This window comes from Pseudoalteromonas sp. M8 (assembly GCF_018141365.1).
Lineage (GTDB): Bacteria > Pseudomonadota > Gammaproteobacteria > Enterobacterales > Alteromonadaceae > Pseudoalteromonas.
On sequence record NZ_CP047240.1, the window covers coordinates 2895745 to 2914446 of the forward strand.

The 18702-nt window shown below is 43.8% G+C and carries 20 protein-coding genes; 11 read left to right on the plus strand and 9 right to left on the minus strand.

The features are described from left to right. The first annotated feature begins 138 nt into the window (after positions 1-138). Positions 139-633: a peptidylprolyl isomerase gene (locus GSF13_RS17770; RefSeq protein WP_010371206.1), complete on the plus strand. Its 495-nt coding sequence runs from the start codon at positions 139-141 to the stop codon at positions 631-633. A 58-nt stretch (positions 634-691) separates the two neighbouring features. Next, a complete protein-coding gene (locus tag GSF13_RS17775; protein WP_211866572.1) occupies positions 692-1417 on the plus strand; it encodes a UDP-2,3-diacylglucosamine diphosphatase in 726 nt (241 codons plus the stop codon). 9 nt (positions 1418-1426) lie between these two features. Here GSF13_RS17775 and miaE read toward each other — a convergent pair whose 3' ends face one another. Then, a complete protein-coding gene (gene miaE, locus GSF13_RS17780) occupies positions 1427-2209 on the minus strand; it encodes a tRNA isopentenyl-2-thiomethyl-A-37 hydroxylase MiaE (protein ID WP_211866573.1) in 783 nt (260 codons plus the stop codon). A gap of 209 nt (positions 2210-2418) precedes the next feature. Here miaE and GSF13_RS17785 point away from each other — a divergent pair, with 209 nt between their 5' ends. After that, positions 2419-3018 carry a Yip1 family protein gene (locus tag GSF13_RS17785; protein WP_010606742.1) on the plus strand — a complete coding sequence of 200 codons (600 nt, stop codon included), beginning with the start codon at positions 2419-2421 and terminating at the stop codon, positions 3016-3018. Between the two features lie 196 nt (positions 3019-3214). Here the strand turns inward: GSF13_RS17785 and GSF13_RS17790 are convergent, their stop codons facing one another. The 8 genes from GSF13_RS17790 to pspA form a co-directional block, all read right to left on the minus strand. Continuing rightward, positions 3215-3559: a 4a-hydroxytetrahydrobiopterin dehydratase gene (locus tag GSF13_RS17790; RefSeq protein ID WP_010606741.1), complete on the minus strand. Its 345-nt coding sequence runs from the start codon at positions 3557-3559 to the stop codon at positions 3215-3217. Positions 3560-3569: 10 nt separating this feature from the next. After that, positions 3570-4367, minus strand: coding sequence for a phenylalanine 4-monooxygenase (phhA, locus tag GSF13_RS17795; protein ID WP_010371198.1), 798 nt, complete (start codon positions 4365-4367; stop codon positions 3570-3572). Positions 4368-4622: 255 nt separating this feature from the next. Next, positions 4623-5801 (minus strand): aminotransferase class V-fold PLP-dependent enzyme, encoded by a 1179-nt coding sequence (locus tag GSF13_RS17800; RefSeq protein WP_211866575.1) that lies wholly within the window; start codon positions 5799-5801, stop codon positions 4623-4625. Positions 5802-5991: 190 nt separating this feature from the next. Beyond that, complete coding sequence (locus GSF13_RS17805; RefSeq protein WP_211866577.1) at positions 5992-7017, minus strand: TIGR01620 family protein; 1026 nt, start codon at positions 7015-7017, stop codon at positions 5992-5994. Continuing rightward, positions 7014-8426: a YcjX family protein gene (locus GSF13_RS17810; protein WP_211866579.1), complete on the minus strand. Its 1413-nt coding sequence runs from the start codon at positions 8424-8426 to the stop codon at positions 7014-7016. The genes GSF13_RS17805 and GSF13_RS17810 overlap by 4 nt, the downstream gene beginning before the upstream one ends. A gap of 48 nt (positions 8427-8474) precedes the next feature. Beyond that, complete coding sequence (pspC, locus tag GSF13_RS17815; RefSeq protein ID WP_010606736.1) at positions 8475-8876, minus strand: envelope stress response membrane protein PspC; 402 nt, start codon at positions 8874-8876, stop codon at positions 8475-8477. Next, positions 8873-9106, minus strand: coding sequence for an envelope stress response membrane protein PspB (gene pspB / locus GSF13_RS17820; protein ID WP_010371190.1), 234 nt, complete (start codon positions 9104-9106; stop codon positions 8873-8875). Before pspB ends, pspC begins: the two co-directional genes overlap by 4 nt. Before the next feature lie 77 nt (positions 9107-9183). Further along, entirely contained in the window at positions 9184-9843 is a 660-nt protein-coding gene (gene pspA, locus GSF13_RS17825; RefSeq protein WP_010371188.1) for a phage shock protein PspA, read from the minus strand. Positions 9844-10025: 182 nt separating this feature from the next. Here pspA and pspF point away from each other — a divergent pair, with 182 nt between their 5' ends. The 8 genes from pspF (at position 10026) to GSF13_RS17865 (ending at position 18640) form a co-directional block, all read left to right on the plus strand. Then, positions 10026-11117: a phage shock protein operon transcriptional activator gene (pspF, locus tag GSF13_RS17830; RefSeq protein WP_211866581.1), complete on the plus strand. Its 1092-nt coding sequence runs from the start codon at positions 10026-10028 to the stop codon at positions 11115-11117. 26 nt (positions 11118-11143) lie between these two features. After that, entirely contained in the window at positions 11144-12727 is a 1584-nt protein-coding gene (locus GSF13_RS17835) for an ABC transporter substrate-binding protein (RefSeq protein ID WP_211200812.1), read from the plus strand. Between the two features lies 1 nt (position 12728). Next, positions 12729-13763 (plus strand): ABC transporter permease subunit, encoded by a 1035-nt coding sequence (locus GSF13_RS17840; RefSeq protein ID WP_010606732.1) that lies wholly within the window; start codon positions 12729-12731, stop codon positions 13761-13763. Next, on the plus strand, positions 13750-14643 hold the full coding sequence (locus GSF13_RS17845) for an ABC transporter permease subunit (protein ID WP_010371175.1): 894 nt from the start codon (positions 13750-13752) through the stop codon (positions 14641-14643). The genes GSF13_RS17840 and GSF13_RS17845 overlap by 14 nt, the downstream gene beginning before the upstream one ends. Continuing rightward, positions 14643-15650 (plus strand): oligopeptide/dipeptide ABC transporter ATP-binding protein, encoded by a 1008-nt coding sequence (locus tag GSF13_RS17850; RefSeq protein ID WP_010606731.1) that lies wholly within the window; start codon positions 14643-14645, stop codon positions 15648-15650. Before GSF13_RS17845 ends, GSF13_RS17850 begins: the two co-directional genes overlap by 1 nt. Then, a complete protein-coding gene (locus GSF13_RS17855) occupies positions 15635-16396 on the plus strand; it encodes an ATP-binding cassette domain-containing protein (protein WP_128726417.1) in 762 nt (253 codons plus the stop codon). Before GSF13_RS17850 ends, GSF13_RS17855 begins: the two co-directional genes overlap by 16 nt. An 18-nt stretch (positions 16397-16414) precedes the next feature. Further along, on the plus strand, positions 16415-17443 hold the full coding sequence (locus GSF13_RS17860; protein WP_206471054.1) for an AraC family transcriptional regulator: 1029 nt from the start codon (positions 16415-16417) through the stop codon (positions 17441-17443). A 69-nt stretch (positions 17444-17512) separates the two neighbouring features. After that, the gene (locus GSF13_RS17865; RefSeq protein WP_211866583.1) at positions 17513-18640 is read left to right on the plus strand and encodes a nuclear transport factor 2 family protein; all 1128 of its coding nucleotides are present in this window, start codon (positions 17513-17515) and stop codon (positions 18638-18640) included. Positions 18641-18702: the final 62 nt, after the last annotated feature.

Below are 18702 nucleotides of genomic sequence, written 5' to 3' on the forward strand. Positions count from 1 at the left end.
CATAGCAGCGCCTCTAGATTTTAATAACAAATTACGGCAGTTTTTTGATTTTTTACGCTGATTTTTAAGGAATGCTTTTTCACAAAAGCCCAGTTGATATAAAATAGGGTTTTATCATTCAACACGATGGACACTAACATGGTTGTTTTAGAAACAAATCACGGCGAAATCCGTATTAATCTTTTCGCTGACAAAGCGCCTGAAACGGTAGCTAACTTCCTAAACTACGTAAACAGCGAGTTTTATAACGGTACTATTTTCCACCGTGTAATCGACGGTTTTATGGTTCAAGGTGGCGGATTCGCATCGGGTATGGAACAAAAACCAGTTGAAGCACCGATCAAAAACGAAGCTAACAACGGTGTTGCAAACAAAGTGGGTACCCTAGCAATGGCACGTACGCCAGATCCACACTCTGCAACTGCACAATTTTTTATCAATGTTAACGACAATGACTTCCTTAACTTCTCTAGCGAAACATCGCAAGGTTGGGGTTACTGTGTATTCGGTGAAGTTGTTGAAGGCATGGACGTAGTAAATAAGATTAAAGGTGTTGCTACTGGTTCTTCTGGTTTCCACCAAGACGTACCGCTTGAAGATGTGATCATCGAAAAAGCATACGTTGCTGAGTAATATCCTACTTTTTATTCAAGGCCAGTATTTATGCTGGCCTTATTAGTTTTGAGGTCCCATGGGTAAAACCTATTTTATCGCCGACTTGCATTTAACCGAGCACCGCACTGATATCACCGACGCATTTTTCGCTTTTCTCGACCATCATATGACCGCCGATGTCGACGCTTTATATATTCTGGGTGATTTTTTTGAAGTGTGGATTGGAGACGATGAAAAAGACCCCTACGCCCTGATTATTGCACAAAAACTGCGAAGCTTGAGTCACCTCGGCATTCAAGTATTTTTTATTCACGGTAACCGTGATTTTTTAATCAAACAAGCCTTTGCTGACGAATGCCAAATGACTTTGCTACCTGAACAAGCGGTGATAGATCTATACGGCACACCAACGGTGATTTTGCACGGCGACGAGATGTGTACACAAGACGAAGCCTATCAAAAGTTTCGCAGGAAGAGCCGCGGCTGGTGGTGGCCAAGGCTGATGCTTGCTATGCCACTTTGGTATCGTCGCAGAGTCGCTGCAAATGCAAGACGTAAGAGTATTGAAAACCAAAAAGGCAAGCCCCTCGAGATTCTAGATGTCACCGAAGAAGCAGTGGCTGAAATGTTCGCAAAACATGGCGTAGACAATATGATCCACGGCCACACCCACAGACCAAAAGTGCACACCTACCAAGGTGGTAAGGTACGCACTGTGCTTGGCGATTGGTATTCACAAAGTTCATATATCGTCGTTGACGAAAGTGGTAAACAGCAGCTCCTTTGCCATCCTTTTGAATAAATTTAGTGCTTAAATAGGCGCACCTGAGTGAAACTTGAAATCGGGGTCCGGCGAGCTGATAAGCTCGTTTTCTACTTGTTGAAATAGTTTAATGCGCCCAGCTACATCACAGCGCTTAGGATCGGTTGCGTTGGCTACTTGATGCGCCAAATCAATATAGTCTTGGTAATGTCTAGCTTCAGAGCGCAATAGCGACACATAAAACTTAGCAATTTCTTGATCTAAGTGTGGCGCAAGTTTAGCGAAACGCTCACATGAACGAGCCTCAATGTAGGCACCAATGATCAGTTTATCAACCAGAGCTGCGGGTTCATAGGTGCGAATATGTTTGATCATTCCAGACGCATAGCGAGATGCTTGTACGTACTCAACAGGAATATCACGTGCCCTTATGATTTCTAGCACCTGTTCAAAGTGATGTAGCTCTTCTTTGATAAGCCTCACCATCTTACTCAAGATATCTTGATTGTAAGCATATTCAGGTCGTGCAGTTAACTCACCAATCAATTCATTTTTACTGCCTGAAAACTCGCCATCACCAACACTGCGATAAATAAAATCTTCGTAGGGTTGCAACCAACTTAACAATGTTTTTGCAGACGCATCATCTATTGCATATTTGCGAATTAAGAAGGCCGCACTTTGTGCCGCTTTTAACTCACAATGCATATGATCGATAAGCAACAATGGTAAGTGCTCGCTTTGTTTTGCTTTTTCAATCCAAGCTTGCGGGGTTTCACAGCCTAAAAATTGGTTAATAGGCGCAAGTAAATCTGTGTACTTTTCTAACATAACAACAAAAGACTAATGTGTTTGCGCCATTTTATCATAACTTCTCGCTGCAAGGTGCACCACAAGGCTATTCCCCAAGAAGTTTTAGATCATTCTGAAAATAGTAATATTGCTATTCAACTACATTTTCTTGACAAAAATTAACTCATCTCTCATAACTTAATTGAATTGTACAAAAATAGTACAAACCTATATTTGAGGGGCTAACTATGATCTTTAATCATCTATGGGGCTTATATGCTCACCCGCACGAAGAGTGGCAAACAATCGATAACCGTCACGAAAGTATGTTTTACAGTTTGTCACATATCGCACTTGTTGCGCTGATCCCAAGCATTATGGGGTATTATTCTTCGGTCTACTTAGGCTGGAGTGTTGGTACTGGGGATGCTGTCTATTTAACTCATGAGTCGGCAATATTAATTGGTGTTGCAATGTACTGCGCATTAATTGCAGGCGTCTTTATTCTGGCGTATCTCGCCCACTGGATGGCCATCACTTTTGGCTCAACACCGACCTATACACAAACTCTAGAGTTATCGGCTTACACGGCAACGCCAATGTTTATGTCGGCTTTTGCGGCATTTTATCCTGAGCTTTGGTTTGTCGTATCGGTTGGGATGGTTGCACTCGCGTACTCCGTTTATCTGCTTTATACGGGCGTGCCTATTCTGATGCATATTCCTGAAGAGCGCGGTTTTATTTATGCCAGCTCGGTTGTGACTTGTGGCCTAGTGCTGTTAGTCATCATTCTTGCTGCAACCGCTATCTTGTGGACTAATGGCATAATTAGCCCTACGTTTACGTAGCCTGAAGGTGGGATAAAAATAGATTAATCTATGTCTGCTAACGCTAGTTGTATTTGCTTGGAAAATGAAAAGACGAACGTTTTCTTGGCTTTTATCCTAAATGATGAATAAAAACGGCGCTTGTTTAGCGCCGTTTTTATTTTGTAGGTCGAAATATGACATGGGGTTGTCGATATTTGTCGACATAAATGTCGACCTACTGTGCTGCGAATACTTCGTCAGTTTTAGCGGCACAAATAAAATCGTTTTTATGAAGACCTTTGATAGAGTGGCTCCACCACGTTACCGTCACTTTACCCCATTCGGTAAGTAAACCTGGGTGATGGCCTTCTTCTTCAGCCATATCGCCCACCTTGTTTGTGAACGCAATTGCTTGTTTAAAGTTTTTAAACTTGTAAACACGCTCAAGCTGCATAATACCATCGCGTACTTCAGGTACCCAATCAGGGATCTGTTTGATCAGAACCGCTAGTTCTTCATCTGATACTTTAGGCGCATCCGCACGACACGCTTCACATTTTTGTGCACTTAAATCAGACATTGATAATTCCTTAACTTGCTAGTTTTTCTTTTGGCGGAAACTTAGGTTCAAATAACCCTAGCTCTTTTGCTTGTTCAACCTGCGACATGATATCCATTTTAGAGATCTCAAATAAGTCGTTGATTGAGTTAATTGTATAGTAAACAGGTTGCATAATGTCGATGCGATAAGGTGTACGTAACACATCTAACACTTTAAGCGGATTAATTTCTGGTTTGTCAGAGTAAACATATTGAGTCTCACCTGGGCTTGACAGCACACCGCCACCATAGATACGTAGACCTTGCTCAGTTTGCATTAAACCGAACTCGACGGTAAACCAGTATAAGCGTGCAAGGTATACGCGATCTTTCTTCTCAGCGGCATAGCCTAGCTGACCATACTTGTGTGTAAACTCAGCGAATGCTGGGTTTGTTAGCATTGCACAGTGGCCAAAAATCTCATGGAAGATATCTGGTTCTTGCAAGTAATCAAATTCTTCTCTGGAGCGAATAAAGGTCGCTACAGGAAACTGTTTGTTGGCAAGTAATCGAAAGAACTCATCAAAATCAATCAGTGCCGGCACTGGTGCTACCTGCCAACCCGTTTCTTTCGCTAATGCTTCGTTTAATTCACTTAGTTGTGGAATGCGGTCTTTTGGTAAGTTAATTTTCTCAAGGCCCGCCAAATATTCATCACAGGCTTTGCCTTCGATACACGCTAGCTGACGTGCAACTAACTCTGACCAAATTTGGTTCTCTTCATCTGTCCAAGCAATAACGCCATTTTCATCTGGCTGCTTAGATACATATTTACTTGCTTTAGCCATTTTACATTCTCACTTACTTCACCCCGAGTTTATGATCTTGCAATTTCAATTGCCGTCCTGTTGATGGTTCGGAGCGCTTCAACTTGTGACTTTGATACTAAGTAAAAGTGAAGGAAAGTTTAATAGTGAGCACGTTTATCACATTTCGCACAACAAGCATTTTCGTAAACTATAAAATACACACCTGTAAAACTAAAATTACACACATAATAAAAAGGGGCTAAACCCAGCCCCTTTGTAAAAATTAACTTACAGCTATATTTTATCAAACGCCTGCTTAAGATCGTCAATAATGTCTTCTACGTCTTCAAGCCCCACTGAAATCCGAATTAGTCCATCAGAAATTCCCGCAGCTAACCTTTCCTCTTGTGTATAAGGAGAGTGTGTCATTGATGCCGGATGTTGAATGAGCGTTTCCGGATCACCTAGACTTACCGCTAACGTACACAGCTCAGTCGCATTGATAAATTGTTCACCCTGCTCTAGCGAGCCGTTGATTTCAAAAGCAATTACCCCACCAGCCCCTTTCATTTGTTCACCAAGAAATTGGTAACCAGGATGCGAAGGTAAACCTGGGTAGTAGACTTTATTCACTTTAGGGTGCGCTTCTAGGAACTCTGCTACCGTTTGTGCGCTTTGACAGTGGCGTTGTACACGCAAAGCTAAGGTTTTCAACCCTCGATTGATTAACCAAGCATCATGCGGACTGATTGTAGCGCCAATGTCTTTTAACACGGTTAATTTGATAAGTTCTATGTGCTCTTTTGAACCGCACACGAGCCCTGCTACCACATCCCCATGACCATTTAGATACTTGGTTGCGCTGTGCACAATAAGATCAGCACCATAATTCACAGGCTTTTGTAAAAGCGGTGTCATAAAGGTATTGTCAACGACAAACAAGAGCTCGTACTGTTTAGCGATCTCTCCTAACATTTTCAGATCTAATACCGTCATGTTGGGGTTGATCGGCGTTTCGGCAAACAATAGTTTTGTATTTTCCTGTACCGCATCACGTAACGCGTGCTCATCGGTTAAGTCTACAAATGACACCTCAATACCGAATTTAGGCAACATATGCGCAAATAGTGCGAAGCTACAGCCATATAATGCGCTTGATGCAATCATATGGTCGCCTTGCTGCAAAAAGCTCAGCACCGATGCAGACACAGCCCCCATACCAGTGGCGGTCGCCGCAGCATCTTCCATTCCCTCGAGTCGAGCTACTTTTTCTTCTAGCTCTCGCGTCGTAGGGTTGCCTAAGCGAGTATAGATATAGCCGGGCTCTTCACCGGCAAACCGTGCGGCTCCTTGCGCTGCGTCTTTAAAGTGGAATGTTGAGGTTTGATACAAAGGAGCTGTTAACGCCCCATGTGGCTCGTCAAAATGATTGGGTCCGTGAATACACTGACTGTCATCTCTTAATTTTTTCATACTTGCCTGCTGATTTTATTATTGCCAACCAAATAAACATGGTAGTGAATTGATTAGCGTCGTTTTTGTGTAATAACCAATATGTAGGGCAGTTTAGAATAATAGACAAGCATGCCAGATGGGGAGACGGCTAGTTCACTTATTGTGACTAGCCAATTTTACTTAAAGAGGTGTATAAAATTGTTGCCGCTTAATCTTTTTTGCTACGCCTTAATAGCACATCAACGACTGAGCTAATCGCATTTTTTAAAAGACTTTGTTTGTGCTCCAAGCGTGGCAATGGTCGACAAAGTTCCATCGCCTTATAGCCCAAGCGGGCTGTGAATATCCCAGCACTTAGGCCCTGTGCCGAACGGGTAGAAAGCTTGCCAAGTAATTCAGCCCCCACACTGGTCGCAGCAAGGTCGCTTACCAGTTCACTTGCGCCAACAAATACCATTTGCTTCAACAACATTTTATACAAGGTGATGCGGCTACGATACGCTAATCGAATACCATAATGTTTGCTGATCTTTTCCACCAGCACGACTCCGCGCCAAAGCACCGCCAGCATATCCACAAGTGCAAGTGGACTTAAAGCAACTAAGAGCGCCGATGTTGTTGCATGCTCCTGAATTAGCTTTTTAGCTTCAGCATCTTGGCCTCGGAGCAAAGTTTTTTCATATAAAGTGATGACTTCTTTGTCTGTGTGGTGAGGCTGTAACGCCTCTTCAAATGCGGCAACCTTTTGCTCTGGATGCGCTTTTAATAGTGGCCCAAGCCAAGCTCGCGCCTCGCCAATTTGGTCACTCTGTAATAAGCGCAGGGCATCATGCTTAATTTGCTGATGTTGTTTTAGCTTGCTAAGTGCGATGACTTCCGAAAATAAGAACTTAAATAGCGCAAGTAAACCAAGAGACAACACGGTGGTGTATAGACTAAACAGCAGAATATTTTGCTCATAGCTCTCTATCAAGGTCAGTGCTGCTTCCACAATGATAAGTATTAATAGCGCAAGCAAAAAGCACTGCTTAAACCCAAATCGCCAAGGCGATTCGTAAATACGTTCAATTTTCGGTAACTCGGGTTCAGGCACAGCATCAAGGCTTTCACTCACAACCAGCTCGTTGCCGAGAACTTTGCCTTCACCACCCAAATGTTGAGACTCATCTTGGCGTTCAGTATCGATGTTTAAGCGCCTACCCGAGCCTTGGTAAGATTTTGTCTGATCTGTCATCTTAATTTATCTCCAATTAAGAACTGCAAAGCATGATCAAGCCTGATATGCGATAAGTTTCCTTGCCTCGCAGGTAGCGGCTCAAACGCTAAAAACTCAAACCCATTTTGAGGCCAAGCCTGCGCTTTTGGAACGTGATCAGGCGGGGTTGGTGGCACATAATTAATAAACTGCTGCTCGCCGACTGGCTTGCCGTAGATACATTGCACATGTTGCGTCCCCTCTTTCACCGCTCTCGCCTCAACACTTCTCACCGAAGAAAGAGACATCGTGTCCACGGTTACCCCATTGAAGCGCAGCTCATTGGCGCTGTCCACCAGCATTTCATTTAACAACCTTGTCAAATTGGTCTGCTGCTCGTTCAAGACACCATCACATTTGTTGGCGGCAAATAGCACCTTATCTATTTTTGGGTTAAATAAACGAGACAAAAAGCCACTTTTACCATGAGAAAACATGGCGAGGATCTGCTTTAACGCAACTTCTTGCTCTTTCAGTGTGTCATAGCCATCACTTAGGCTACCCAATAGATCAACTAACACGACTTGGCGGTCAAACTGACAAAAGTAATCTTTGTAAAAAGGTGCGACGACTTGCTTTTTGTAGGCTTCAAAACGCTCCACAAGCTGTTGATATTGTGAATGCTCGGTAATGTCGTTTGGGTGAACTTGTACCGGGAAAAACAGCAATATTGGCGCTCCCTCAAGGTCACCTGGGATCAACGCTCTGCCAGGTTGCAAGTTAGATAAACGAGTGTCCCGCTGCAACTGCGCTAAAAGCGCATGGTAACTTTGTGCAAGCATTTTCAGCTTACTTTCATCCACCGCTTCCGTCCCATCAAACTGCTTGAGGAGCTGTAAAAACGTTTGTGCAAATGGCTGGTATTTAGGCTTATTTAATAATGCAAATTGCTGCTCACACCACTCGGGAAAAGTCATTTTAAGTAGCGGCAAGTCCATTAACCATTCACCTGGGTAATCATATAGTTCAAGGTATAGTGTATGGGTTTGCGCTAAGTGCTGTTTGAGTCCGCGTTCACTATGATACCTAAACGCCAGTGTTAAGGTGTTGATACGTTTGGTTGACGCAGGCCATGTTGGCGGCTCTTCCAATAAACAAGTTATCGCTTGCTGATAGTCAAAAGTTGGTACCGCCAGTGCCTTCTGCGGCTCAGGACGACACGCAACAAGACGACCTTCACTCACGACATCTAAAAACGGTAAGTTGTCGGTGCTCGTTTGGGTAGTCAGGTGCTTGATAAGAGCCGTGATAAATGCGGTTTTCCCGCTGCCACTAAACCCGGTTACGGCAAGCTTTATATGCTTATCAAAAGAGCGGTGGAGCGTTTTTTTGGCTTGTTGTTTTAACTTATCTAGGGAAGATGGGGTTCGAAAACGTGACGTAGTCATAAGTAGAAAAGTGCCCCTCAAGAAAATGCCAAGGCGGCCAATACCGCCTTATAGCTTGTCAATTTCTCTGCTAACCGTAAATTCAGGGGAAGTTACGTAGCGTTCCATGTTCTGAATGCGACCATCAAGTCGTGATAATCTGTCTTTTAGGTCGTAAAGTGCCTGTCTTGGCGGCTCGCCTTTTTGCCACACCTTAAACTTCACCGATACTTTATCTTCATCTTTTGCATCAGGTGAACGGTTTGGCGTCACTTCACGTTTATCTAAAATAAACCAGCATGCCACATACACGACGATAAATAATGGACCACCTGATAATAGCACGGCTGTGATGAATAAGATCCTAACAAGCCATAACTCCATGTTGAAGTAATCGCTAAGACCTGCGCATACCCCAGCTATCTTGCCGCGACTTGGGTCACGATATAGCTCTCGCTTTACTCTACTCATAACTTGCGTCTCCATTGTGGTGACTCTTGGTCAAGTAAAGCTTCTAACGTTTCAACACGATCTGCCATTTTTTCTGCCTTGCTGGCTAATTCGATAAGCTGACGATGCTCGTGTTCACTTAACCCTTGGCTTACCTGCTTTTTGCTACGGTAGTGCAAAATCAACCAAAGTGGTGCCACGATGACCATAAAAATAATCAACGGAGCCATTAAAACTTCTGCGTCAAACATAATCTTCTCCTGCCTTCAACCTGGCTGTTATTATTGTAGTTGGTTAGCACCTACCCTGACAGTAGGTGCGACTATTTTCACTTTTCAGCCATTTTCTTTTTCAGCTGTTCAAGCTCATCGTCAATCTTTTCGTTCTTTTGCAGATCAGCAATCTCATCCGCTAAAGATTTCTTACCTAAATCGTAAGATTCGATTTGCGACTCTAGGCCATCGATTTTGCTCTCATAACGCTCAAAGCGATTTAGGGCATCATCTACTTTACTGCTGTCGAGTGCCTTTTTCACCTCTAAACGAGATTCTGCTGAGCGCTGACGTAGTACAATCGCTTTTTGGCGCGCTTTTGCGTCGGCCAGTTTATCTTGTAATGTACTGACTTCTTGCTGCAGCTTTTCAATGTGCGTGTCTACATGCTCTAGCTCTTTTTCAAGGGCTGCAACATCTTCCGCAGACTTTTGCTTTTCAAGTAAAGCAGCACGTGCTAAATCTTCACGTTCCTTACTTAGTGCAAGCTCTGCTTTGGTTTGCCAATCATCTACCTGTGCTTTTAGCTGATCTAGACGGCGTGTTAACTCCTTTTTCTCAGCGAGTGTTTTTGCTGAGGTCGATCTTACTTCGACTAGTGTATCTTCCATTTCTTGGATAATTAGGCGAACCATTTTTTCTGGATCTTCGGCTTTATCCAAAATAGCATTGATATTAGAATTCACTATGTCTGCAAAACGAGAAAAAATTCCCATAGTGGTTACCTCTTTGGTTAATAGCTAAATTGCTTACTTCTATGTATCAAATAGCTTGCCAACTTTAACAAAATTAAAAACACAATAAAATCATAATGTTATTTTATTTTTAAAAAGCCTTTAGTTATCACTTTTTTTAAAATACACTAGTTATTAGTAAAAACCACTAAGAGTTAGGCAATATGAGCCGTTTTCGCCAACAGGATAATTTATTAGGCCAATCTGACAGCTTTTTAGCTGTGCTAGACAAGGTTTCACAGCTCGCTCCTTTAGAAAAGCCCGTGCTTATTATTGGCGAGCGTGGCACAGGTAAAGAGTTAATTGCGGCACGTTTGCATTATCTCTCAGAGCGGTGGGATCAGGAATACGTCAAACTAAACTGTGCAGCCCTAAACGAAAACCTTTTAGAGAGTGAATTATTTGGTCACGAGAGCGGTGCCTTTACTGGTGCAAGCAAGCGCCATGAAGGTCGATTTGAACGCGCTAACAGTGGCACACTGTTTTTGGATGAGTTAGCTAATACCTCTGCGATGGTGCAAGAAAAGCTCTTGCGTGTAATTGAATACGGTGAGTTCGAGCGAGTTGGCGGCAAGCAAACCGTAAAAGTAGATACTCGACTGGTATGCGCTACCAATGAAGACCTCCCCACTCTTGCCGATGCTGGAGAGTTCAGACACGACTTATTGGACCGCCTCGCATTTGACGTCATCACCTTACCGCCATTAAGAGCGAGAAAAGAAGACATCTTATTATTGGCCGAACATTTTGCAATAAATATGGCTCGGGATTTAGGATGGGAGTTATTTAGCGGCTTTACCCGCAAAGCCATCGAGAAACTGCTTGATTACCCGTGGCCCGGTAATGTACGAGAGCTCAAAAATGTGGTGGAGCGTAGTTTATATCGTCATGGCAATGACCAAATTCCGGTTCATGATATTGTGTTTGACCCCTTTGCCAGCCCATTTAGGCCGAGTCAACGGATCAAAGCGCCAAATGCCCAGCCAACAACTGCAGCCACTCATAAAGTTGAGCCTTTGCCTGCAGCGCAACCGAGTAACGAACAACAGGCAGATCCTACCCTCGAATTCGACTTCCCTTGTGATTTAAAATCGCTTTCCAACGACTATGAAATCACAATGCTGCAAAAAGCACTTGAATTTAGTCAATTTAATCAAAAGAAAACTGCACAAAACCTTGGTTTGACGTATCATCAACTTAGAGGTTATTTGAAAAAATACAACCTACTGGACCAAAACCAAAAACAAGAGGCATAGTGGTGCGTAAATTGTTTTTTGGTGTGCTGTGTACCGCTTTATTTGGCTGTACGGATCAGACGCCAAATAAAGTGAATGATAAGTCACAAGGCTTAGTATATTGTGCAGAAGCGAACCCTGTGTCATTTAATCCACAAGTGACCACAACAGGGTCTACGATTGATATTATTGCCAATCAGCTTTATGACACCTTGATCAGTATTGATCCTGAAAGCGGCGAATTCTTACCTGAGTTGGCAACGTCTTGGCAGGTCAGCGATGACGGTAAATCTTTCACTTTTACCCTGAGGGATGATGTCCAATTTCACGATACCCTCTACTTCACACCAACAAGAAAAATGAATGCCGATGATGTGGTATTCTCATTTAACCGTTTATTTGATGTTTACAATCCGTACCACTTTGTTGGTGATGCAAATTATCCTTATTTTCAAAGTATTGGACTCGACCAACTGATCCGCCAAGTAAAAAAAGTGGATGAACATACCGTTCGCTTTGATCTGTTCAACGCGGAAAGTAGCTTTTTATCCAATATCGCCACAGACTTCGCTGTCATTCTTTCTAAAGAATATGCCGATCAGCTTATACAGCTTGAACATAAGCAAGATTTTGATCAAAAGCCCGTAGGCACAGGTCCGTATAAGTACCGTGAATTTTTACGTGATAACCTGATCCGATATTATCGCCATGAGCATTACTGGAAACACCCGGTATACATGGAACAATTGGTCTACGATATCACCACCAATGGCACTAGCCGCATCGCAAAAATGCTAACTAAAGAATGTGATATTACGGCGCACCCCAGTGCTACCCAGCTCACCGTGCTTGAGCAAAGAAAAGACATAGAAGTTGAAAAGGCCGCAAATCTGAATATAGGCTACTGGGCATTCAACACCGAAAAGCCACCATTTGATAATCCGTTGGTCCGCAAAGCGCTGGCGCACAGCATAGATTTTGAAAAAATCATGCAAGCGGTATTTTACAACAATGGAATTTTAGCCCGCTCGATGCTTCCCCCTTCTTCATGGGCATTTGAAGCACAGCAAAAAATGCCAACATATGACCCTGAAAAAGCCAAAGAGTATTTGAAACAGGCTGGTCTTGAGGGTGGTTTTTCCATGACCTTATGGGCCATGCCGGTGTCGCGAATTTACAATCCTAACGCGCGGAAAATGGCTGAGCTTATTCAACGTGATCTACGTGATATTGGCGTCAATGCCAGAATCGTCGAGTACGAATGGAATACCTTTATTGAACGCGTTGGCCGCCATGAGCATGATAGCGTGTTATTAGGCTGGGCAGCAGATACACCTGATCCAGACAATTTCTTCAGCCCATTATTGAGCTGCACTGCGACATTTAGTGGCAAAAACCCTTCCAACTGGTGTAATCCGGAGTTTGACTTATTGCTCACTCAAGCGTTAGACACCAACGATATGGAAGAAAGAAAATACTATTATCAGCAAGCACAAAAAATGGTCATTGAGCAACTGCCTCTCGTCCCAATTGCGCACGGGCTAAGGTTCCAAGCAACTAGCTCTGATATCAAGGGCGTCTCATTACGTCCATTTGGTGGTATTTCGCTCGCTGAGGCAAGGAGAGACTAACATGTTCGCAAAATATGCTTATCGACGACTGAGCTTGCTTTGCTTTATGTTGTTTACCCTAACGATATTTACTTTCGCCCTCAATTACCTGTTTCCTGGTGAGTTGATCACTAACTTCAGTGGTGAAGTCAACTCAAGTTATGCCCAAACGCAGGCGCTAGTTGAAAAATATCGTATTGAAGAAAATATCTTTGTGCAATATGGCGCGTTTATGACTCGTATGTTTGAAGGCGACTGGGGTTTATCTTTATCATCAGGGCAGCCCGTGCTTTCTCATGTGAAACATCTATTTCCAGCAACGCTTGAGCTGTGTTTATATGCTTTGACGGTTGCAGTCTTGATTGGTGTACCAAGTGGAGTAATAGCCAGCGCTTATCATAAAAAGTGGCCAGATAAGCTCATTAACTCATTAAGCTTGATGGGATTTTCCATTCCAGTTTTTTGGTTAGCCCTGCTGCTTATTATGGCATTTTGTCTGGGCCTTGGGCTTTTCCCCATGTCCGGTAGAATTGGCTTACTTTATGAAATACAGCCCGTTACTCATTTTATTCTGATTGATATTTATCTTGAAGATTTTCCCTATGGTGGTGCCGCATTTTGGGATGCACTTCATCATTTAGCGCTGCCAACCGTTGTGCTAGCTATGTACCCAACGACAGTTTTGATCCGCTTTACTCGCGACTCTATGCTCGAAGTCCTCGACCAGAACTATATTAAAACAGCTAGAGCAAAAGGCCTTAATCGCAGCCAGCTTATCATCCACCACGCGCTGAGAAATGCGCTGCTTCCAGTGATAAAACAAATTGGCCTCCAATTTAGCACGCTCATCACACTTGCGATGATCACTGAGGTGATATTCTCTTGGCCTGGGATCGGTCGATGGTTAATTGAAAGCATCTATCAACGTGATTTCCCCGCCATCCAAGGGGGACTGCTCGCGGTGTCTTTCTTTGTTATCATTGCCAACATGTTGTCTGATTTTATTCACTCGATACTCGATCCGCTCGCAAGGAATCAGGCTCATGGCAAAGTTTAATCTATTTACCGAAGAGTCTAATCGCTCACCTTTATTTAGGTTATGGCGTAAATTCCGCTCAAACCACGTTGCGCTAGTGGGTTTATGGCTGTTTGTTGCTCTGACGGTGTTGGCTTTAACAGCGCCGCTGATCGCGCCCTATGGTGTTAACCAGCAGCATGCTGATGCCCTGTTGCTACCACCTTCTTGGCATGACGATGGCGATGTGCGCTTTATACTCGGTACAGATGATTTAGGGCGAGACATCTTATCGCGCTTAATGAATGGAGCAACCTACACGTTTGGTTTATCTATCATTGCAGCCTTGGTTACCACGGCGCTCGGCGTCGTACTTGGTACGCTTGCTGGCGCCAGTCGAGGCTTAAAATCCAGCTTTCTTAATCACTTATTGGATATTACGCTCGCCATTCCTTCGTTACTGCTGGCCATTATCATCATTGCTATATTGGGGCCAGGTTTGATGAATACAGTGTGGGCAATTATCTTCGCGCTATTGCCACAATACATCCACTCGATTAGAAACTTAGTAGTCACTGAGCTGAGTAAAGACTATATCATCGCCTTTAAGCTTGATGGTGCAACACGCTGGAAACTGCTCGTCCGTGGCATACTGCCTAACATTTACGAGCATATCGTGGTTATCTTCACCATGGCGCTGTCGACTGCTATTTTGGATATTGCGGCACTTGGTTTCTTAAAGCTCGGTGCGCAGCCTCCATCGACCGAATGGGGTGCAATTCTCCAAGAAAACTTAAGTTTAATTTATCTAGCGCCTTGGACTGTAGGTCTCCCAGGTGTATTGCTCTTTTTGGCAGTACTGTCTACCAACTTGGTTGGTGATGGACTGCGTGAAGCGCTGAAACAACGTAAGGCAGATTAATGCAATTACTAGACATTAAGAACCTCACCATTGAACTACGTACCGAAGACGGTGTTATTCGCGCGGTTGATAAGGTCAACCTTAGCCTTAAAGAAGGCGAAGTACATGCGCTTGTCGGTGAGTCTGGCTCTGGTAAAAGTCTAATCGCCAAAGCCATTGTGGGGGTACTCAATCAGCGCTGGACAGTAACCGCAGACCGCATGCACTGGCGTGGCGTTGACCTTATGCGTTTATCTTCAGAAAAGCGCAGAAAGCTCGTCAGCCAAGATATTGCGATGATTTACCAAGAGCCAAGTCGAAGCCTTGACCCAACCGCTACCATTTTCGACCAAGTCGCGGAATCTATTCCCGATAGCGTCTTAAAAGGTGGCTTTTTTGGTCGTAGAAAAGCACGAAAAGAAAAGGTCCGAGCGCTATTGCACAAAGCTGGGATCCGAGACGATAAAAAGATCTGCAGCAGTTACCCACATGAACTTTCTGAGGGGATGTGTCAAAAGATCATGATTGCGATGGCCATCGCCAGAAGCCCTAAATTACTTATTGCCGATGAGCCAACCACCGCACTTGAGAGTACCGCCCGCGCGCAAGTATTTCGATTGCTCAAGGCATTAAACCAGCTTAAGAACATGTCGATATTAATGATTTCGCATGAGCTGGAAGAGATCTCCGACTGGTCTCATGCAATGCATGTGCTCTACTGCGGACAGATGGTTGAAGCAGGTCCTACTCAGGCTATTTTTAAACAGCCATTGCATCCCTACACCCAGGCGCTGGTTAAGAGTTTACCTGACTTTGGTCAAGGGCTCGGCCATAAAGAAGCATTCTATGCCTTGAAAGGCACGATTCCACCATTACAGCATTTACCCATAGGATGCCGCTTGGGGCCTAGATGCCCTCAAGCGCAAAAAGAATGTGTCGTCACGCCAAGGCAAAGTCGCTCGCATGGTCATAGTTACGCTTGCCACTTTCCGTTAATTAAGGTGAAGCAAAAATGCAACCCGTCTTAAAAGTACAGTCTTTAAACAAGTCCTACACTTCTCGTCAAGGACTGTTCAGACGCCGCTCGTTACAGGTACTCAGAGATGTGTCGTTTGCGCTTGCTCCCGGACAAACCCTCGCGATCATAGGCGAGACTGGCTCTGGTAAAAGTACGCTCGCCAAAGTACTTGCCGGTGCCGACATGGCAGACTCAGGACAAATATTACTGAATGGCCAAATTGTAGAAGACGCAGGTATTCGCAATCATGACTGCCGTACTATTCGCCTTATCTTTCAAGACCCAACTCGCTCGCTCAACCCGGGTCTCACCATTGGGGATATGCTTGATGATTGTCTGCAATACAATACAGAACTCACTGAAGAGCAGCGCTATAAGAAAATCCGCATCACGCTCAGCCGCGTCGGGCTACTTGGCGAACACATAGACTATTATCCTCATATGTTTAGTGGCGGGCAGTTACAGCGGGTTGCCTTAGCGCGGGCCCTTATTTTAGACCCAAAAGTGCTGGTATTGGATGAAGCGTTGTCATCATTAGACCCATCCGTACGCGCGCAAACCGTAAATCTGCTGCTAGAGCTACAAGCAGCAACGGGACTTGCATACGTGCTTATCACACATCATTTGAGTTTGGTTCGTCACATGAGTGATGAGATTTTGGTATTAAACCGCGGCAAAGTCGTCGAATATGGCGAAACCGAACGTGTGTTCAATACTCCAAAATCTAAAACCATGCAGAAGCTGCTATCAGCATAATTTCGCGGGGAATAAGTAATGGATTTTAGTGCCCATCTGTTATTTTTCTTCTCACTTATCGGGGTGTTTAATGGCTTTATTCTCAGCGCCCTACTGCTAATAAAATTTCAGGAGGCAAAGGCACTGCGCTGGGTGTCGGTGCTCCTCATTTTACTCTGTATTCGAATTGGTAAATCAGTCCTTTTTTACTTTAACCCAGAGCTGGATAAAACGATCCTGCAAATAGGTTTGAGTGCCTACTTTTTGCTTGGTCCCTGCCTGCTTAATTTTGTACTTGCAAGCTACAGTAAAACCAAAAATCGTTATCTAACAATACACTTTTTGGCATTAAGCGGTTTTATTATTGGATTTGGTATACTTATGCCCTATCAGCTTCACCCTGAAATTTGGCAAATGTGGGGTTACAAAGGCACATCCTATTTTTGGCTAGGTTATTTACTGATAAGTTCTTATACTTTTTATCGTCTAGCTATAGGCAAAAGCGCCAATGGCAACGCTGAGTTTCATCTAACTTTGGTTGTGATCTGCGGTTGCTGGCTCATTTGGGCCGCGTATTTCTTTTCGTCGTTCACTTCTTACATCACAGGAGCACTCACGTTCAGCTTTGTGCTCTATTTAAGCATCCTTTTCGCACCCAAATTACTACGAAAACCAACTGCTAATGAAAAGAAATATGCCAATACGCACATAAGCGACGATGAATACAATCAGCTCATAGCCAAACTTGAGTCGCTAATGTCAGAAAGCAAGCTATTTACTGAGCCGGATTTAACGCTCCCCCGATTGGCCAAACGATTAGGCACGAGCCACAACAAATTATCGCAAATAGTAAATCGCCACTATCATTGTAACTTTAAACAATATCTCAATGGCTTGAGAGTTGAATATGCGAAACACTTGCTTTCGAGCACCAACATGCCGCTGGAACACCTTGCACTGGAGTGTGGTTTTAATTCTGCATCCACATTTTTTGCCGCATTTAAGAAGCTCACGGGGTACTCTCCAAATAGCTTTAAGCACTCCGAGAACATACTATCAGACTCCTAAAATATACTCTAGGTGACTGCTTTAATTAAATAAGTTTATGTTTCTTCTGAGTCATTACAGGAGAAGCTTATGACCCTATCAAAACTAGTACCATTGTTATTTTTACTACTTATCCAAACCAGCATCGCCATCGCTTTTGAGGATGAGACCGCTAAAATTACCGCTACATTAAACCACTACATCGGTGGCACCGCGAATAACCAGCCTGAAATGATAAGAAAAGCGTTTCATCCCGATGCGATACTTATTTTAGAAAAGTCAGACCAAGCGATGTGGCAAGTCCCGTTGAAAGAGTATTTGAGTTGGTATAAAGGTCCGAAAAAAGACACAGGCAGGCGCGCAAAAATTCTAAATATCAGCGTGAATGATCACCTTGCACAGGCCAAAATCCGCATTGATATATTGAAGTCAAACGTGCAGTACATCGATCACCTACTCCTAAAGAAAATAGCTGGCACATGGAAAATCATCAGTAAATCTGCGCAGCAAACCACGCTAACTTCCGAGCAAGTAACGAACTTAGGTCGCCGAGTGCTCATTGTCGCGTCAAGCAAGGCCTTTCACGGCGATAGTCAGCTGCCAGCTGGCACGAGCTTCGAAGAGCTACTCAGTGCCTATGACGTATTTACTCAAGCAGGACTAATTGTTGATTTTGTCAGCACACAAGGTGGCGCGCTAAACCTGAGCTATATAAATACTTCAAACGGCGAACATAAAAAGTACCTTTACCAACCTGACTATATGTATGCGCTCAGCAACACAATGCGCCCAGCTGAAGTCGACCCTAGCCAATATGCGGCAATCTATTATGTAGGCGGCAGTAATGCCATGTATGAAGTAGCAGAAAACCTTACTCTACAGCGTATTGCTATGCATATATATGAACAAAACCAAGGTGTTGTTGCCGCTGTATGCCACGGCACAGCTGGTATCGTTAATTTGCGCTTGAAAAATGGCGAGTATCTCATCAAAGGAAAACAAATCACCGGTTACCCTACCGCATTTGAAAATCCAGATAGAGCGTATTTCAAGCATTTTCCTTTTCAAATTCAGCCTAAAGTGGAAGAGCTTGGAGGGAATTTTGTATATGGAGAGCGGGATGCGTCTTTTATCAAGGTAGATAGCCGCATAGTGACGGGCCAGAATTATCAGTCTTCACAAGCGGTTGCAAGCACCGTACTTGAGCATATTCAATAATACCGATATCCCTTCACAAGGCATAAAAAAGGCGCCGTGTTGGCGCCTTTCTGCTATCTAAA